Source organism: Streptomyces sp. NPDC127119 (assembly GCF_042677425.1).
Classification (GTDB): Bacteria; Actinomycetota; Actinomycetes; order Streptomycetales; family Streptomycetaceae; genus Streptomyces.
Genome location: NZ_JBHXTO010000022.1, coordinates 30,644 through 47,547 on the forward strand (window position 1 = coordinate 30,644; position 16,904 = coordinate 47,547).

Here is a 16,904-nt window from a genome sequence, read left to right on the forward strand (position 1 = left end):
GCTCAGGAGAGCGGCTGTTCCGTCCAGATGACCTTGCCCGCGGGGGTGTAGCGGGTGCCCCAGCGCTCGGTGAGCTGGGCGACGAGGAACAGGCCCCGGCCGCCCTCGTCCGTCGAGGCCGCGTACCGCAGATGCGGTGAGGTGTTGCTGCCGTCGAAGACCTCGCAGATCAGGCTGCGGTCGAGGAGCATACGGACCTCGATGGGGCCGTTGCCGTACCGGATCGCGTTGGTGACCAGCTCGCTGAGGATCAGCTCCGTCGTGAACGCCAGGTCGTCCAGGTCCCACTCCGTCAGCTGCCGGGTGACCGAGGCGCGTATCTCGCCGACGGCCGCCGGGTCGGACGGCACCCGCCACTCGGCGATGCGGTCGGCGCCGAGCGCGCGGGTGCCCGCGACGATCAGAGCGATGTCGTCGCTGGGGCGGGGCGGCAGCAGGGCGTCCAGGGCGGCCTGGCAGGTGTCCTCCGGGGAGCGGTCGGCCCCGGTCAGGGCGGTCCGCAGGAGTTCGAGACCGACGTCGATGTCCCGTTCCCGGTCCTCGACGAGCCCGTCCGTGTAGAGGACGAGCCTGCTGCCCTCCTCCAGCTTCAGTTCGGCCGTCTCGAAGGGGAGACCGCCGAGACCGAGCGGCGGCCCGGCGGGCACCTCGGGGAAGTCGACACTGCCGTCCGGGCGGACCACCGCGGGCGGCGGGTGGCCGGCCCGGGCCACGATGCACTGCCGGGTGGTCGGGTCGTAGACGGCGTACAGGCAGGTGGCACCGGTGATCGCGGCGCTGCCGTCCTCCGTCGCCTCGTCCTGGTCGATCCGGCCGACCAGTTCGTCGAGAAGCCCCAGCAGTTCGTCGGGCGGCAGATCGAGCGCGGAGAAGTTGTGCACCGCCGTGCGCAGCCGCCCCATGGTGGCCGCCGCGTGCAGGCCGTGGCCCACCACGTCGCCGACGACCAGCGCGACCCGGGCGCCCGACAGCGGCAGCACGTCGAACCAGTCGCCGCCCACCCCCGCCTGTGCGGGAAGGTAGCGGTAGGAGATGTCCAGGGCACTCTGCTCGGGCAGATTGCGGGGCAGCAGGCTGCGCTGGAGGGTCTCGGCCATGGTGTGCTCGCGGGTGTAGCGGCGCGCGTTGTCGATGGAGACCGCGGCCCGCGCGACCAGCTCCTCGGCGAGGGCCAGCTCCTCCTCGTCGAACGGCTCGGGCTTCTCGGAGCGCCAGAAGTTCGCCACCCCCATCACCAGGTTCCCCGCCCGCAGGGGGACCGTGATCAGCGAGTGGATCCCGTACTCCACGACCTGCGCGGTGCGCTCCTGGTCCTGGGCGAGCCAGCCGTGCGCCTCCTTCAGCGCGGGCGCGACCACGGCCTCGCCGGTGCCGAGGCTCTGCGCCTGCGGGGTGGAGGCGATGAACCCGATCCGCTCACCCACCGCGTACAGGGGAACGTCCTTGCGGATCCCGCTCAGCGCCGTACGGCGCAGTGAGGTGCCCGCGTCCGGTTCCTCGCCGCTCAGCACCGCCGCGGCCAGATCCACCGTGACGAAGTCCGCGAACCGCGGGACGGCGACCTCCGCCAGTTCCTCGGCGGTCCGGGTCACGTCCAGGGTCGTACCGATGCCCACCCCGGCGTCGTACAGGAGCTTGAGGTGTTCCCGGGCCACCTCGGCCCTGCCGGACAGGGCGCGCAGCTCGGTCGAGTCGCGGAGCGTGGCGACACTGCCCGCGGGGCCGCCCTTGAGGTCCGTGGGCCGCTGGTTGATGGCCAGCAGCCGGTCTCCGACCAGGCGCACCTCGTCGCTGACGACGTGTCCCGAGGCCAGCAGGGCGCCGGTGCCGGCGTCCAGGCCGAGTTCGAGGACATGACGGCCCTCGGCGTCCTCCGGGAGGTCCAGCAGGCGGTGTGCCTCGTCGTTGGCGAGCAGCAGCGTGCCCTCGCCGCCGACGATGAGCACTCCCTCCCGGACGGCGTGCAGCACCGCGTCGTGGTGCTCGTACATCCGGGTCATCTCGAACGGTCCGAGGCCGTGGGTCTGGCGCAGCAGCCGTCTGCTCACCAGGGCCGTGCCGCCCAGCGCCAGTGCCAGGGCCGCCGCCGCGGCGGTCAGCAGCAGGGGCATCTGGCGGTCCCCGACCCCTCCCACGTTCTCGGTCGTGATGCCCGCCGAGACCAGGCCCACGACCGTGCCGTCGTCGGCCTTGATCGGCACCACGGCCTGCACCAGCGGCCCGAGGGTGCCGGTGATCTCCTCGGTGAAGGATGTGCCCGCCAGCGCGGGAGCGAGGGTTCCGACGAACTTCTTGCCGATCCGGTCCGGCTTGGGGTGGGTGTAGCGGATGCCGTCGGTGTTCATCACCACGACGAAGTCGACCTTGGACCCCACGCGGGCCGCCTCGGCGCGCGGCTGGAGCACGGCCGTGGGATCGGGGGCGCTCAGCGCCTCGCGGGTGCCCGGAGCGTTGGCGAACGTCTCGGCGACGGCCAGGGAACGGTTCCGCGCCTCAGTCGTGCTGTCGTGGCGCACCTGCAGGACCAGGGCACCGGCCGCGGCCACGACCAGCAGCAGCACGATGGCCACCTGCAGCAGGAAGACCTGGCTCGCGACGCTGCGTCCGCCCAGCCCCGACCGCGCGCCCGCGGACCCGGGCGGGTGCCCGCCGTCCTGCGCTCCCTGCCGACCGGCCGGCCGGTGGGGCACCTGTGGTGTCCGCCGCCCGTGTGTTCGGACGGGGCGGTCACGCCTGCGTCGCGCGCGCAGGCCGCTGGGGCGGGAGGTCGACCGGGCCCGGGATCGACCCAAGAATCGGACCATATGCTCATGTCTACACTGCCGGGGGCCAGGAGGCGAGGGGCGCCCCTGGTGCGGCGCGTGAAGGTCCGGCCCAGGTGGCCCAGACCTCTGGCACAAACGGGGCACTCAGGGCAGCGGCTCGGCGGACGGCGCGAGCGGTGACTGATGGCCGCCGCTGGCGAGCATCCGCACCTCTCCCGTCCGGCTGATCTCGGCGCGCAGGATGCCGGTGGGGTCGCAGTAGACCGGGTTGCCGCCCGGCCCGAGGGAGGTGGTCCGTTCCACGACCACCTCGTCCGTGACGGCCTCGCCGCCCGATCGCCCATGGGTGAAGGTCAGCCGGTAGCGGTCCGGGGTTTGCATGACGGCCTCCGTGCACGCGCTAGCCGCAGATCCGGGTAAATGCGTCCACTTCCATCATGCGTCCGGATGCCGCCGCAGGCAGAGCGCCCGCGACCCGGGTGCTCGCCCCCTTTCGCTTTGAGGGGCGCGGGGAACCGCGCGATCAGCCCCGCCGGGCCGCAGGCGAAAGGCTTCGCCGAGCCGTTCCGCGTCGGGGACGGCGATCGTGCTGCTCGACATCGCCGTGTCGGACGGCGATCGTGCTGCCCGGCATCGCCGCGTCGGACGACGGCCGCGCTGCTACGCACCTGCCGGCACCGCCCACCCCGCAGCGGCCCGTGCGCCTGCCCGATCACACCCGTTCGACGGGCGCGGCGGTCGGTGCGGGCGCGGCCGTGCCAACAGGGGCGTACGCCGCGCAAGGTGATGGCATATTTCTTCCGTGGCCGACGGAAAAGCGGGCCAGGAGCGGCGACTTGACCGGAGCAAACCGGTGGAAACGCCCTCAGTCGCGCCCTCGCGGAGCGCATCAGAGTGCCCTTCCCCAACCAGACCGCAGGAAAACGTGATTGCCCGGACACGGGTCTCGCAAACGTCTGGTTCATGAGAGGTTTCTATGAATCCGAGATGTGTCTGAACACTCGGAGCTTCATCTCCGTATGAAGCGGGGGATTGCCATGCCCGCCGGCAACGAAGCGTAGGAGTAGATCCTTGGGACGCAACACGCGCAGACGCCCAACAGGCGCACGACGCGCGACCATCGGGGCGGTCGCGCTGATGCTGGGAGGAGGCGGACTGGTAGCGGCGAACGTCTACGCCACTGCCTCCGAGAGCACCTCGGGCCAGACCGACCAGGTCCTTGCCTCGGGTGCCGCCACGATCGACTGCCCGGATGTGGGCAGTGAGCTGGCCGCGGTGCCGGACGGGTCCAAGACGGAGGTCGACAAGCAACTCGCCCTCCTGGACAAGCAGATCGCCGAGGCCTATCAGCGGCTGCAGAGCTCCGCCGACGCGATCAAGCAGGACGCGGCCTTCGCGCAGAACTCGATCATGAATCCGCTCAAGGACAAGCGAGCGGCGACCATCGAGCGCATCGTGGCGGCCATCGACGCCGTGGGCGACCGCCCCGAGGGGCTGGACGCCTTCGCGCCCTGCATACTTCGCGCCTCCGGCAACCAGGACAAGCCGGAGAACGGGCAGGACGGCCAGGAGAACGGCGACGGCCAGGGCGACAACGCCGAGGACGGCGCGGGCCAGGACGGCCAGGACCAGAATCAGGGCGACGGTCAGGACCAGGGCCAGGAACAGGGTGGCGAGCAGGGGCAGGGCGAACAGCCTCCCGGCAACGGCGGCCAGGCCGGAAACGGCCCCGTGGCAGCCGACTTCGTGGACATCTCCACCGTCCAGCCGAACGTGTCGAAGCCGGCCGCCCAGGGCAACGCCTCCAAGGGCTCGTTCGTCACCAAGTGCGGTACGAACGAGAACGGGCTGTTCAACTCCGACAACGTGATCGTGGCTCCCGGTGTCAGCAACGGCGCCCACCACTTCCACGACTACGTCGGCAACCAGTCCAACGACGCCTTCGCGAGCGACGAGGACCTGGCGAACGCCGAGACGTCCTGCGAGGACCAGGGCGACAAGTCCTCGTACTTCTGGCCCGTGCTGCGTCTGCAGAACGGTGCCGACGAGAAGGACGCCGCCTCTCCGGGCGGTGGCATCGAGGGCAACGCAGGCGAGATCGTCAGGCCCAAGGCGGCCACGATGTCGTTCGAGGGCAGCCCGCGCGGCGAGGTCACGGCCATGCCGAAGCTGCTCCGCATCATCACCGGCGACGCCAAGGCGTTCGTCAACGGCCCCACCAACGCCAACGCGTCGTGGAGCTGCACAGGCTTCGAGGACCGGCAGCTGAAGGACAAGTACCCCCTCTGCCCTCAGGGCAGTGACGTGGTCCGCACCTTCAGGTTCCAGAGCTGCTGGGACGGCCGGAACATCGACAGCGCCAACCACCGCACGCACGTGGCTTTCGCGGCCGCCGACGGCAGCTGCGCGAACGACTTCAAGGCCATTCCGCAGCTGGTGCAGCGCATCGTCTACGACGTCGACGCGCCCAGCGTGGCCGACGGCGGCAAGTCGAAGCCGTTCTTCGCGGTGGACTCCTTCCCCGAGCAGCTGCACAAGCCGGTCACCGACCACGGCGACTTCATCAACGTCTTCGACGAGGCGCTGATGAAGGACATGGTGGACTGCATCAACGAGGGCCGTAAGTGCGACGGCGCCGACGACGGCGGCGGCGGTAACGGCGGCGGCGGTAACGGTGGCGGTAATGGCGGCGGCGGTGGCGGCGAGGAGCCGACCGACCCGCCGGCGACCACTCCCGCCCCCGACCCGACCGAGGGCAACGAGCAGCCGGGCGACGACGAGCCCGGCAACGAGCAGCCCGGTACCGAGCAGCCCGGCGACGACGAGCCCGGGGACAACGGTCAGAGCGAGACCCCCGCGGACAACGGCGGCAAGAACACCGCCAAGCCCTCGGCCGGCAACACCGAGGCCGCGGGCGGCGCCGACAAGGGCAAGGACGACCAGGTCAAGGGCGATCAGGGCAAGGGGAACGCCGAGCCCAAGGCGGACACGTCACCGTCGGCGACCCAGAGCGAGGCAGCCGGCTCCACGGGCGGCGCGGACGCGGGCAGTGCCGTACCCGGCCCCGAACCCGAGGACGCGGGCGGCGTGGCCGCCCCGCAGACGGTGACGGGCGGACTCGCGGAAACCGGTACGAGCCTGTGGCCGGCGGCGGCCGGAGGACTGCTGGTGATCGCCGGCTTCGTCCTCCTGCGCCGGATCAGCAGCAGGTCGAGGTAGCGGCACCGCCGTACACACCTCACGGAGGGCGGTCGGACCTGCGCAGGCAGGCCCGGCCGCCCTTCCCGCGTGCGGGCCGTGAACAGCAGGAGGCCCCGGCTGGACGGGGGAGACCAACCGGGGCCGTGTGCGGTGTCCGCGGAGGGCGGTCGCCTCTCGGCGAACGGCTCCATGGGGCTTCAGCCGAACGATCTTCCCCATGGGCTTTGGGTGAGGCCCGGGGACACTGTCCCCTCCGCGGCCACGTAGAGAAGAACGGCGGACCGCTCCCGCTTGTTCCGTGCCCGGAGCCGTGCGCTCCGTGAGCTGCGGCACAACGCGGTGACGAGTGACTGGATCAAGACCTTCCCGAAGGGCGCAGAAGCGTGGACTTCACGGGTTCGGGGAAGGGACGGCGCTCGCCACGTATCGCGTCCGGCCGAAGAACACCCCCTGCGAGCAGGGGCGATGCCGGCCGAGGACGGCGACCGTGCCGGGCGGCCCGGCGGGCGCGGCGGCCGGCCGGCGTTCCGCTGCCGGACCGGAGGGGGCTGCGAGCGCAAGGGATGCGCCAGGACCAGACCAGTGCAAGTCGGGTTTGTTCGGTATTTCTGATCGCTGCCTTCCGCGTACTTCTTCCCGCTCGGTGTGGCCGACTCGGCTTTGGTTTGACATATTTGCCTACCTAGCTGGGCGCGCTGGAGCCCGTGCTGAGGTTCGCGGGGAGAGCAGTGCGCACAGGCAAAGCCAGAGAGATGCGGAATCTGATCGGTCAGCTGGTCGACGGGCTGACACTGCCCGTGCCCACGGATCCCGACGTCCTGTTCGCCGCGCTGGTCACGACCGTGAGCGAGCTGAGAGGCCGTGAGGTCCGGCTCGTGAAGGAGGAGTTCCCGCACCAGACCGCCAGCGGCCTGTGGCTCGACCTCCCCGCCTACGACCTCATCGTGGTGGACAAGCGGGCGACGCCGCTGCACCAGCTGGCGATCTTCTTCCACGAGGTGTGGCACATGCTCAAGGGGGACTGCGGCAATCACGTCGTGGGCAAGGCGGTGGCGGCCCACATGGTCTCGACCGGCGCCGAACTCCCCGAACTGCAGGAGCCGGTACGCAAGGTGGCCGCCCGCACCGAGTTCGACCGGCGCGAGGAGGCGGACGCCGAGCGGTTCGGACTGCTGGCGGTCACCCGCTTCCGTGTCTGGCTGGAGGGCGGACCCGACAGCGCGGCCATGGACCGGGGCAGGATCGCCGGCCGGATCGGTGCGTCACTGGGACAGCGACGGCCACAGGTCTGAGCGGTGGACTCCTCGGACTACTACATACCGGCCGTCGCCACGCTGCTCGGCCTGGCCGTCAAACTGCCGGGCCTGATCAAGGACTGGCGCGACCCGCTCGTCCGGTCCGTCTGCCTCGTGATCGCTCTCGGCGGCGCGGGCTTCTTCTTCGCCGCGCCTCCCACGATCACCGCCGTCAACGACGCCACCGGCACGGCCAACTTCTCCAGCCCGCTGGTGTACTGCATCATCAGCGCCTTCAGCGCCGCCTGTCTGCTGCTCATCGTCCACTGGCGCGGGGGCCCGCCCGAGCACGTACGCAGTGTCGCGCGGCGCTGGCAGGCCGGGTACGCGCTGGTCGTCGTCACGCTGGTCGTCCTCTTCGCCCTCGGTGACGCCCCGGTGGACCGGCACACGGACTTCGACACCTACTACGCGACGACCCCGTTCATCCGCGAGATGATCGTGCTCTACCTGGCCGCCCACATGACCGCCGCGCTCGTCACGACGGTGCTGTGCTGGCGCTGGGCGCTCCAGGTGAGCGGCTGGCTGCGGGCCGGTCTGTGGATCCTCGTCCTCGGCTGGCTGCTGAACCTGGCCTTCAGCGGCCTCAAACTGGCCGCGGTGGCCGCACGCTGGGCCGGTCAGGACTGGGGAGCCCTCAGTACGACCCTGGCGCCACTGCTCTCCGCGCTGTCCGCGCCGTGCGCCACCGTCGGATTCCTGATGCCCCTCGTGGGTCCCTGGGCGGTCTCCAACTGGCGGGCGGCGAAGACCCACCGCAAGCTCCGCTCCCTGTGGCGCGAACTCGGACGCGCCTCGCCCCGTACACCGCTCGCCGGCCCCATCCCGTGGTACTCCTCGCCCCAGGTCCGCCTCACCCAGCGCGAGGCGGGCATCCAGGACGGGCTGAGCCTCGTGGCGCCGTGGTTCGACACCGGGGTCCGTACGCGCGCGCGGGCCGCGGCGGTCGCCGCGGGCCACACCGACGACGAGGCCGCCCGGATCGGTCATGCGGCGATGGTCGCCGCCGCGGTCCGCGCGGCCGTCCGGGGCCTGCCCGCCGGCTCCCGTGTCCTGCCCGACCACTCCGAGATCAGCGAGGTGCGTACCGCACCCGTGGGCGTGTCGGTCGCGCTGCGGTCGTCCCCGATCGTCGCGGCGGCCCGGGAGAGCGGTACCGCCGTCCCGGCCGCGGACGGCGAGAAGTCCCCCACATGAACCTCTCGAACCACTCGAACCCCGTGATCGACAACCACCGCCGCACCGCCCCCAGTGGCCGCGGAAGGGTGGTGAAGTCGTGGACGTCGTCTTCTACATCCCCGGCGTGATCCTTCTCGTCACGGCCGTTCTCAACCTGCCGGCCATGCGGGGGGCCTGGCGCGACCCCCTGATGGCCGCGAGCATCTCGGTCCTGCTCATCGGCGCGCTCGTGTGCATGCTGTCCGCGCCGCCCACCATCGTCGTCGTCAACGGCCTCACCGGCATCGCCAACTTCTCCGCGCCGCTGGTCTACTCGGGGATGTCCGCGCTCAGCGCCTGCTACCTCGTCCTGATGATCGCCTGGAGGGGCGGAGAGCCCGGGCGCGTCGCCCGCGCGTCCCGCCTCGTGGTCGGCGTCTACGGGCTGGTGATCATCGGGATCGTCACGCTCTTCGCCCTCGCTGACGTACCCGTGGAACGGACCCGGGACCTGGACACGTACTACGCCAGGACGCCGTACATGCGCGAGATGATCCTGCTGTACCTGGTGGCCCACACGGCGGCGACCGCCGCCCTCGCGGGCATGTGCCTGGCCTGGCTGCGGAAGGTGCGGGACCTCACCCGCAAGGGCCTGACACTGATCGCCGTCGGCGTGCTCTTCGACCTGTCGTACCAGATCGCCAAGTACCTTGCCATCGGCGCCCGTTGGGGCGGCCTCGACTGGGACTTCCTCTCCACGAGCCTCTCACCGCCCCTCGTGGCGGTCGCGGGCGTCACCGTCGCCGCCGGTTTCGCGCTGCCGCGCGTCGGCCCCTCCACCGCGGACAACTTCCGTGCCTGGCGGCGGTGCCGGCTCCTGAGGCCGCTCTGGCTCGAACTGCGCGACCTGCGGGCACCGGTGGCCGACACCCACTGGTGGGATCTTCCCGTGGTACGCCTGGTCCAGCAGGAGATCACGATCCTGGACGGAGTCCTGGTCTGCTCGCCCTACCTCGACAACGAGGTCCACAGGGCGGTGGCGCTGGATCACGCGGAGATCGTGGCCGAGGCGGCCATGCTCGCGGCGGCCAGGGTGCATGTCTCCGTGGGCCCCGACGCCGAACTTCCCTCGGACGTGGGCCGGTTGCGGTCCGTGGCGCAGCCCCAGCTGATGGTGCAGCTGGCCCGTGCCCTGTCGTCCTCGCCCGTCGTCGCCGAGGCCCGGCTGCGGGCGGCGCGGCAGTGGACGGCTTGGCACAAGGCACGCCACGGCCACGACGGTCACGCGCACGACCCTGCCGGTGACCGTGACCGTGACCGTGACCGTGACCGCGATCACGACCACGACCGCGACAGGGCCTGACGGGTCCGAGGCGGTGGGCCGGCCCGCTCATGGTTCGATCAACGGGCGGCCGGACCGGGGGAGATCCCGGTTCCCGCGCTCCGCACAGCGATCACCCATCACCGCGCGCCCCGCGTGCCGCAGTCATGCGCCGACGCCGGTCAACAGAGAGGGCCCACACCCATGTCCGACACGAAGTCCACCCCCCGGCGCCGCGCGATCGTCGTCGGAGGGGGCATGACGGGCATGCTCGCCGCGTCGGTGCTCGCCGGCCACGCGGACGTCACGATCATCGAACGGGACCTCCTGCCGGACGGCCCACGGCCACGCAAGGGCCTGCCACAGGCCCGGCACGCACACGTCCTGTGGTCCGGTGGGGTCAAGGCACTTGAGGACCTGCTGCCGGGAGTCGTCGGCCGGCTCGTCGACCGTGGCGCCCGCAGGACACCCGTCATGGCCGACCTGGTGTCCAAGGCCCCCTCGGGGCAGTGGTTCCGCCGCTTCACCCACGGCAGCCACGTCAGCCTTCTGTGCAGCCGCGATCTGCTGGACGCGGTGATCCGCGAGCGCGTGCTGGCGGACGACCGCGTCACCCTGCGCCAGGAGACCGAACTGCTCTCCCTGGAAGGGGGCACCCGCCGGGTGTCCGGTGTACGAATACGTTCGGCGGACACCGAGAGCACGCTCCGGGCCGATCTGGTGATCGACGCCAGTGGCCGGGGCAGCCGGGCCCCCCAGTGGCTGCGGGACCTGGGGCTCCCGCCGGTGCCGGAACGCACGGTCGACGCCGGTTTCGGGTACGCCAGCCGGATCTACCGTGCCCCCGGCACGACCGCCGACGGCTTCCCGATCGTCAACGTCCAGGCCGACCCCCGCCAACACCCCGGCAGGGGCGGCATCATCACCCCCATCGAGGGCGGCCGTTGGCTGGTCACGCTCGCCGGAACCAGGGGAGGCCGGCCGAGCGCCGACAACGAGCAGTTCGTGCCCTTCGCGCTCGGTCTGCCGCACCCCGTCATCGGTGAACTCCTCGCCGACGCCGAGCCCGAGACGGACGTCGTCACCACCCGCAGCACGGCCAACCGGCGGCGCTACTACGAGAAGGCCGCGCGCTGGCCCGACGGCTTCGCCGTGCTCGGTGAGGCGGTCGCCGGCTACAACCCCGTCTACGGCCACGGGCTCAGCGCCGCCGCGCAGAGCGTCGTCGCACTGCGCCGCATCCTGGAACGCCAGGACCTCCGCGCGCCCGGCACGGCCCGGCGCATCCAGAGGAGCGCGGCGCGTCCCGTCGACAACGCCTGGAGTCTGGCCGTGGGCCAGGACGTGTTCTACCCGGGGGCCGGCGACGAGCCACCCACCCGGCTCGAAAGGGCCCTGGCCGCCTTCGTGGACAGGGCGGTCGACGCCGGATCGCGAAACCCTCGAGCCCTGCGCATCCTGCTGGACGTGATGAGCATGGAGAAGCCGCCCTCCCGGCTCCTCATGCCCGACATGCTCGCCCTGGTCTGCCTCGGCCGTAAGAAACCGCACCTCGCGGGCCCGCCGCTGACGGACCACGAGCGCGGGGCCGCCACCGCCTCCTGAGCCCCGTCCCCTGAGCCCCGCCTCCTGAATCCCGCCTCCTGGACCCCACGCCCGTCCGTCGTCACTCCCTTGACTGGTGACGACCCCTCTGGGAGGATCATCACCAGTCAGACAGGTGACGCCGCATGGGTGGCGTCGAGCGGTTCTGGGACGTGGGAGGCCGGGATGGCGCAGGACGAGAAGGTTCGGGTTCCGGATGCCGCCGAGGCGGCACGCCGTGCGCGCTTCGGTTCGCTGCCGGAGCGGGTCCGTCTCGCGGACACCGTCGAGGAGAAGCCGGCCACGGTCGTGGATCCCGCGCGGAACGCGTACAACGACGACGAGTGGCTCGTACGGACATGCATCTGAGATCCGCGCGTCCATGAGCGCCGGGGTGTCCGTGGGCGCGGGCGCGGACGGCGGTGGGTGTGAGCCTCAGCGGGCGTGGGTGCCGGTCTGCGCGGCAGGCGCCCGCGCCTCCTTCTTGCGTGCGCGGTACGCTGCCGCCTTGAGCTTGTTCCCGCAGGACTCCATGCCGCACCACTGCCGGCGCATCCCGCGGGACCGGTCGATGTAGACGCGGGTGCACTCGGGATTGCCGCACTCCTTGAGTAGCGGTACGTCCGGACCGCTGAGCACCTCGACGGCGTGCCGCGCCACCGTGGACAGTGCTTCCTCCGCTGTGGCGTCCGTCCGCCGCCCCGCCGCGGTGAGCTGCGGTGTCGCCGGGGGCCTGCGCGCCGCGCCGTTCACCGTGGCGAGCGCCTCGCCGTCGTAGGGCTCTCCGAGGCGCCGGGCGGTGACCAGCCCGTAGACGGCCTCCCGTACGGCGACCGCCCGCGCGAGGTCGGTGTCCCCGCCGGGGGAGACGGTGTCGACGACCCCCGCCTCCAGGTACCAGGCGTCCAGCCGCTCCGGTGACGTGAACATCTCGAAGCGCAGGGTGCGGCGGGCGCGGAGGGTCGCGGCGAAGTCCAGGGCCGGGTTTCCGCACACGAAGACATGATCCACATTCACGTCACCATCCTGACAGGTGACGATTAGGTGTGCAAGGTCCGCTCGCGGGGTGCGCCCGCAGGTCCGGTCGCAGGAGCCGGCCGTGCGGTCCGGAGGAGCCGGCCGTGCGGTCCGGGCGTGTCGTCCCACGGGGCCAGGCGTGACCCTTGACTTCCCAAGACCCCCGCGCCACATTCCTGACTCCGCATCAGAACCGGGGACGCCGGACGCCCGTGGCCCCCCGGGGCACAGCACGCTCTCTCCCGCCTCACACCACCCCATCCCCTCACATCCCCTTCCTTCGTCGTCCGGTTGGAGCGCCCTGTCATGGCCACAAGCGCGGACCCCGCAAGACGCACGAACGACCCTTGCCCCTCCTCTCCCTCCGGTCCCTCCGGCCCGTCGAGGCGCCGGGTGCTCGGTGCGGCGACCGGCACGGGCCTCGCGCTCGCCGCCGGACTCCCCGGTACGGCCCGGGCGGCCGACCTCCCCCTGCTCGGCACGTACGACGTCGTCGTGATCGGGTCGGGCGCGGCGGGGATGACCGCCGCGCTGACGGCCGCGAAACAGGGCCTGAGCTGCGTCGTCGTGGAGAAGGCAGCCACCTTCGGCGGTTCCGCGGCCCGCTCGGGCGCCGGGATCTGGATTCCGAACAACCCGGTGATCCTGGCTGCGGGCGTCCCCGACACCCCGGCGAAGGCGGCGAGCTATCTGGCGGCCGTGGTCGGCCCCGACGTCTCCGCGGACCGCAGACAGGCCTTCCTCGGGCAGGGGCCCGCCATGATCTCCTTCGTCATGGCCAACAGTCCGTTGCGGTTCCGCTTCATGGAGGGCTACAGCGACTACTACCCGGAACTGCCCGGCGGTCTGCCGGGCGGCCGTTCCATCGAACCCGCCCAGCTCGACGGGAACATCCTCGGGGCGGAACTCGCCCGGCTGAATCCCCCGTACCTCCCGGTGCCCAGCGGCATGGTCGTCTTCAGCGCCGACTACAAATGGCTCGCCCTCTCCGCGGTCAGCACGAAGGGCGCCGCCGTCGCCACCGAGTGCCTGGCCCGCGGGACCAGGGCCGCGCTCCTCGGCCAGAAGCCCCTCACCATGGGCCAGTCACTGGCGGCCGGGCTGCGCGCCGGACTGCTCGCGGCCCAGGTGCCGGTGTGGCTGAACACCCCGCTCACCGAGCTGTACACGGAGAACGGCACCACCGCGGGAGCCGTGGTGACCAGGAACGGCGCGCCCGGTCTCGTCAGGGCACGCCGTGGAGTCGTCGTCGGCTCGGGCGGCTTCGAGCACAACGCGGCCATGCGCGCCCAGTACCAGCGCCGGCCCATCGGCACCGAGTGGACGGTCGGCGCGAAGGAGAACACGGGTGACGGCATCCGGGCCGGCCAACAGGCCGGCGGCGCCCTCGACCTGATGGACGACGCCTGGTGGGGCCCGGCCATCCCGCTGCCCGGCCAGCCGTACTTCTGCCTCGCCGAACGCACCCTGCCCGGCGGACTCCTCGTCAACGCCGCCGGAGCGCGCTTCGTGAACGAGGCGGCCCCCTACAGCGATGTCGTGCACACCATGTACGACAAGAACGCGAGCGCCCCGCACATCCCGGCCTGGCTGATCGTCGACCAGAACTACCGCAACCGCTACCTCTTCAGGGACATCGCCCCGACCTTCGTCCTCCCCGACGCGTGGTACGAGTCCGGCGCCGCCCACAAGGCCTGGACGCTGGATGCCCTGGCTCAGGGGATCGGCGTGCCGGCCGCCGCGCTGCGGGCCACCGTCAACCGCTTCAACAGCCTTGCGCAGAGCGGCACCGACCCCGACTTCCACCGCGGCGACAGTGTCTACGACCACTACTACACCGACCCCGCGATCCTCCCGAACTCCTGCCTGGCGCCGCTGTGGCTGGCCCCCTACTACGCCTTCAAGATCGTCCCGGGCGACCTGGGCACCAAGGGGGGCCTGCGCACGGACGCCCGCGCGCGCGTGCTGCGCCCGGACGGATCCGTCGTCCCCGGCCTGTACGCCGCCGGGAACGCCAGCGCGGCGGTCATGGGACACAGTTACGCGGGCGCGGGCTCGACGATCGGACCGGCGATGACGTTCGGCTACATCGCCGCCCGGGACATCGCGGCGACCGCCGGAGCCTGAAACCGGGCGGGAGGCCGGTGCTCGCCGACGGGAGGCCGACCGGCGGAACTCGGTTGTGGGAGCGCTCCCGCGCGCGTCAGGATGCTCGCCATGCGCCCACAGCCGAGCATCCGCCCCTACCGACCCGCCGACCGTGCCGCCGTCGCCGACATCTGTGTGCGAACCGCCCTCGACGGAGGGGATTCGCGGGAGCGTTATCCCGACGAGGAGTTGATGCCGTCCCTCTTCGCCGCGCCCTACTGCCACCTGGAGCCGGAACTCGCCTTCGTCCTGGACGACGGATCGGGTCGCGCGGCCGGCTACATCGTGGGCACCGCCGACACGGAACGGTTCGTCGAGAACTTCCGCGCGACCTGGATCCCGCGCGTCGCCGGACGCTATCCCGAGCCCACCGCGGAACCTCGGACACCCGGCGAGGAGATGATCGTTCTCCTGCACACTCCCGAGCGGATGATCCTGCCCGACCTGGCCGCGTATCCCGCACATCTGCACATAGACCTCCTGCCGGACTGGCAGCGGCAGGGCTTCGGGCGGGGACTGATGAGGACGTTCCTCGCCGCCCTGCACGACCGTGGCGTCCCGGCGGTCCATCTGGGCATGGTCACCGCCAATGCCGCCGCGCGCGCCTTCTACGACCGTCTCGGCTTCCACGAGATCCCCGTACCCGACCCCGGCCCCCTCACCTACCTCGGCAGGCCGACGGCCGCGGGCACTCCGTGAGGGCACGGCCGCCCGGGGGAAGGCCTGTCGTACCCGTCCTCTAAGCTCCCGCGCATGAGCAACGGGGACTCCGGCAGACGGGTCATCGACGGGCGGTTCCGGCTGGAGGCACGGCTCGGCGGTGGTGGGATGGGCACGGTCTGGCGGGCCACGGACCTGGCCCTGCACCGGAACGTGGCCGTCAAGGAGGTCAGGCCCCCGGACATCGACCTCGCCGAGTACGACCCGGAGGGCGCGCGGCTGCTGCGGGAACGGGTGCTGCGCGAGGCCAGGGCACTCGCGAGGATCGACCACCCGAACGTCGTGACGATCCATCACATCGTCGACGGCGGCGAGGGAACGTATCCGTGGATCGTGATGGAACTGGTCGGCGGCGGCTCGCTCGCGGACCGGCTTGAGCGGGGCCCGACGGACCCCGTGGAGACGGCGCGGATCGGGCGGGAGGTACTGGCCGCGCTGCGGGCCGCGCACGACGCCGGCATCCAGCACCGGGACGTCAAGCCCGCCAACGTCCTGCTGCGCCCGGACGGCCGCCCCGTCCTCACGGACTTCGGGATCGCGGCGATCCGTGAGTCGACGGCCCTGACCGCCACCGGCTCGATCATCGGCACGCCCGACTACATGGCACCCGAGCGCATCGCGGGCGACGACGGCGGGCCGGCGTCGGACCTGTGGTCGCTGGCGATGATGCTGTACGCCGCCGTCGAGGGCCACCATCCGCTGCGCAGGGGCACGACGATGGCCACCCTCGCGGCCGTCCTGTACGAGGACGTTCCGCCGCCCCGCAGGGCGGGCCCGCTGACGGACGCGCTGATGCGTGTGCTGGTGCGGGACCCGGAGGCACGCCCGGACGCCGGGACGTTCGAGCGCCTGCTGACAGCTGTGAGCGCGGGTACGAGCGTGGGCGTGGCCGCCGCCATGAGCGAGGACGTGGCCGACGCCGTACCCGAGGACCGTGCGGAACCCACTTCCTACCGGCTCACCCCTCCGCGGGACGCCGTGCCCCGGCCGACCGGCCCGGCGCCGGCACGACCCGCTCGGCGGGGACGCCGGGCCGCGGTCGCCCTGTCCGCCGTCGGAACGGTGCTGGTGGGCGTGCTGGCGTGGACACTGCTGTCCGACGGAGAGGGCTCGGGATCGTCGGCCTCGGGCGATTCCACGAGCGGAGCGACGGCGAATCCGTCGGCCGGCACCTCGTCGAAGGACAGGACCGGTACGGCCGACAAGAGCCCCACGCCCCGGCGCACGGAACAGAAGACGCCCACCGACCTGCTGACGCCGGACGGCATCCGTACCGCGTTCGAGGCCCTGGAGAAGGAGACGGGCCGCGACCGGTACGGCACCCTGACGGTCTATCCCGACTACGTCTCCGCGCAGGTGATGGTCGAGGGCAGCCGGACCAGTTACGAGCAGTACACCTACTACGTGGGCCGGGGCGTCCAGGAGAGCCCGATCAAGGCGCAACTGGCCGGTGGGGCCCAGCCGATGACCCTGGACGGCCTCGACTGGGACAGGCTCCCCGCCCTGCTCGCCGAGGCGGAGAAGAAGCTGGACGTCGACGACGCGACGACCCGCTACCTGGTGGTCAAGTCACCGAACAGCCTGTTCGACCGGGCCGCCGAGATGTTGGTCTACCTCGCCGACGAGCACAACAGGAGCGGCTATCTGCAGGCCGACGCCCGCGGCAGGGTGACCAGGGTGACACCCGCCGACTGA

General features: G+C 71.8%; 12 protein-coding genes. 9 read left to right on the forward strand and 3 right to left on the reverse strand.

Going from position 1 to position 16,904, the window contains the following annotated elements; translation table 11 throughout:
• Nucleotides 1–2: 2 nt before the first annotated feature.
• Nucleotides 3–2,804 (reverse strand): SpoIIE family protein phosphatase, encoded by a 2,802-nt coding sequence (locus tag ACFVH5_RS13150; RefSeq protein ID WP_385833644.1) that lies wholly within the window; start codon nt 2,802–2,804, stop codon nt 3–5.
• A 105-nt stretch (nt 2,805–2,909) separates the two neighbouring features.
• The gene (locus ACFVH5_RS13155; RefSeq protein WP_385833645.1) at nt 2,910–3,146 is read right to left on the reverse strand and encodes a DUF6296 family protein; all 237 of its coding nucleotides are present in this window, start codon (nt 3,144–3,146) and stop codon (nt 2,910–2,912) included.
• A 756-nt stretch (nt 3,147–3,902) separates the two neighbouring features.
• Here ACFVH5_RS13155 and ACFVH5_RS13160 point away from each other — a divergent pair.
• The 6 genes from ACFVH5_RS13160 to ACFVH5_RS13185 all read left to right on the forward strand — a co-directional run bounded on the left by ACFVH5_RS13160 (nt 3,903) and on the right by ACFVH5_RS13185 (nt 11,693).
• Nucleotides 3,903–5,984 (forward strand): DUF1996 domain-containing protein, encoded by a 2,082-nt coding sequence (locus tag ACFVH5_RS13160; RefSeq protein WP_385833717.1) that lies wholly within the window; start codon nt 3,903–3,905, stop codon nt 5,982–5,984.
• A 734-nt stretch (nt 5,985–6,718) separates the two neighbouring features.
• The gene (locus tag ACFVH5_RS13165; protein ID WP_385833646.1) at nt 6,719–7,258 is read left to right on the forward strand and encodes a toxin-antitoxin system, toxin component; all 540 of its coding nucleotides are present in this window, start codon (nt 6,719–6,721) and stop codon (nt 7,256–7,258) included.
• A gap of 3 nt (nt 7,259–7,261) precedes the next feature.
• The gene (locus ACFVH5_RS13170) at nt 7,262–8,458 is read left to right on the forward strand and encodes an MAB_1171c family putative transporter (protein WP_385833647.1); all 1,197 of its coding nucleotides are present in this window, start codon (nt 7,262–7,264) and stop codon (nt 8,456–8,458) included.
• Nucleotides 8,459–8,537: 79 nt separating this feature from the next.
• Entirely contained in the window at nt 8,538–9,782 is a 1,245-nt protein-coding gene (locus tag ACFVH5_RS13175) for a DUF6545 domain-containing protein (RefSeq protein ID WP_385833648.1), read from the forward strand.
• Between the two features lie 162 nt (nt 9,783–9,944).
• On the forward strand, nt 9,945–11,345 hold the full coding sequence (locus ACFVH5_RS13180; protein WP_385833650.1) for an FAD-dependent oxidoreductase: 1,401 nt from the start codon (nt 9,945–9,947) through the stop codon (nt 11,343–11,345).
• 165 nt (nt 11,346–11,510) lie between these two features.
• Nucleotides 11,511–11,693 (forward strand): hypothetical protein, encoded by a 183-nt coding sequence (locus tag ACFVH5_RS13185; protein WP_385833652.1) that lies wholly within the window; start codon nt 11,511–11,513, stop codon nt 11,691–11,693.
• Between the two features lie 66 nt (nt 11,694–11,759).
• Here ACFVH5_RS13185 and ACFVH5_RS13190 read toward each other — a convergent pair whose 3' ends face one another.
• Nucleotides 11,760–12,341 (reverse strand): CGNR zinc finger domain-containing protein, encoded by a 582-nt coding sequence (locus ACFVH5_RS13190; protein ID WP_385833653.1) that lies wholly within the window; start codon nt 12,339–12,341, stop codon nt 11,760–11,762.
• A gap of 306 nt (nt 12,342–12,647) precedes the next feature.
• On the opposite strand from ACFVH5_RS13190, the gene kstD reads away from it, so the two are divergent.
• The 3 genes from kstD to ACFVH5_RS13205 all read left to right on the forward strand — a co-directional run bounded on the left by kstD (nt 12,648) and on the right by ACFVH5_RS13205 (nt 16,904).
• Nucleotides 12,648–14,468, forward strand: a complete 1,821-nt coding sequence (gene kstD / locus ACFVH5_RS13195; protein ID WP_385833654.1) for a 3-oxosteroid 1-dehydrogenase — start codon at nt 12,648–12,650, stop codon at nt 14,466–14,468.
• A 90-nt stretch (nt 14,469–14,558) separates the two neighbouring features.
• Nucleotides 14,559–15,188 carry a GNAT family N-acetyltransferase gene (locus tag ACFVH5_RS13200; protein ID WP_385833655.1) on the forward strand — a complete coding sequence of 210 codons (630 nt, stop codon included), beginning with the start codon at nt 14,559–14,561 and terminating at the stop codon, nt 15,186–15,188.
• Nucleotides 15,189–15,242: 54 nt separating this feature from the next.
• Entirely contained in the window at nt 15,243–16,904 is a 1,662-nt protein-coding gene (locus tag ACFVH5_RS13205) for a serine/threonine-protein kinase (RefSeq protein WP_385833656.1), read from the forward strand.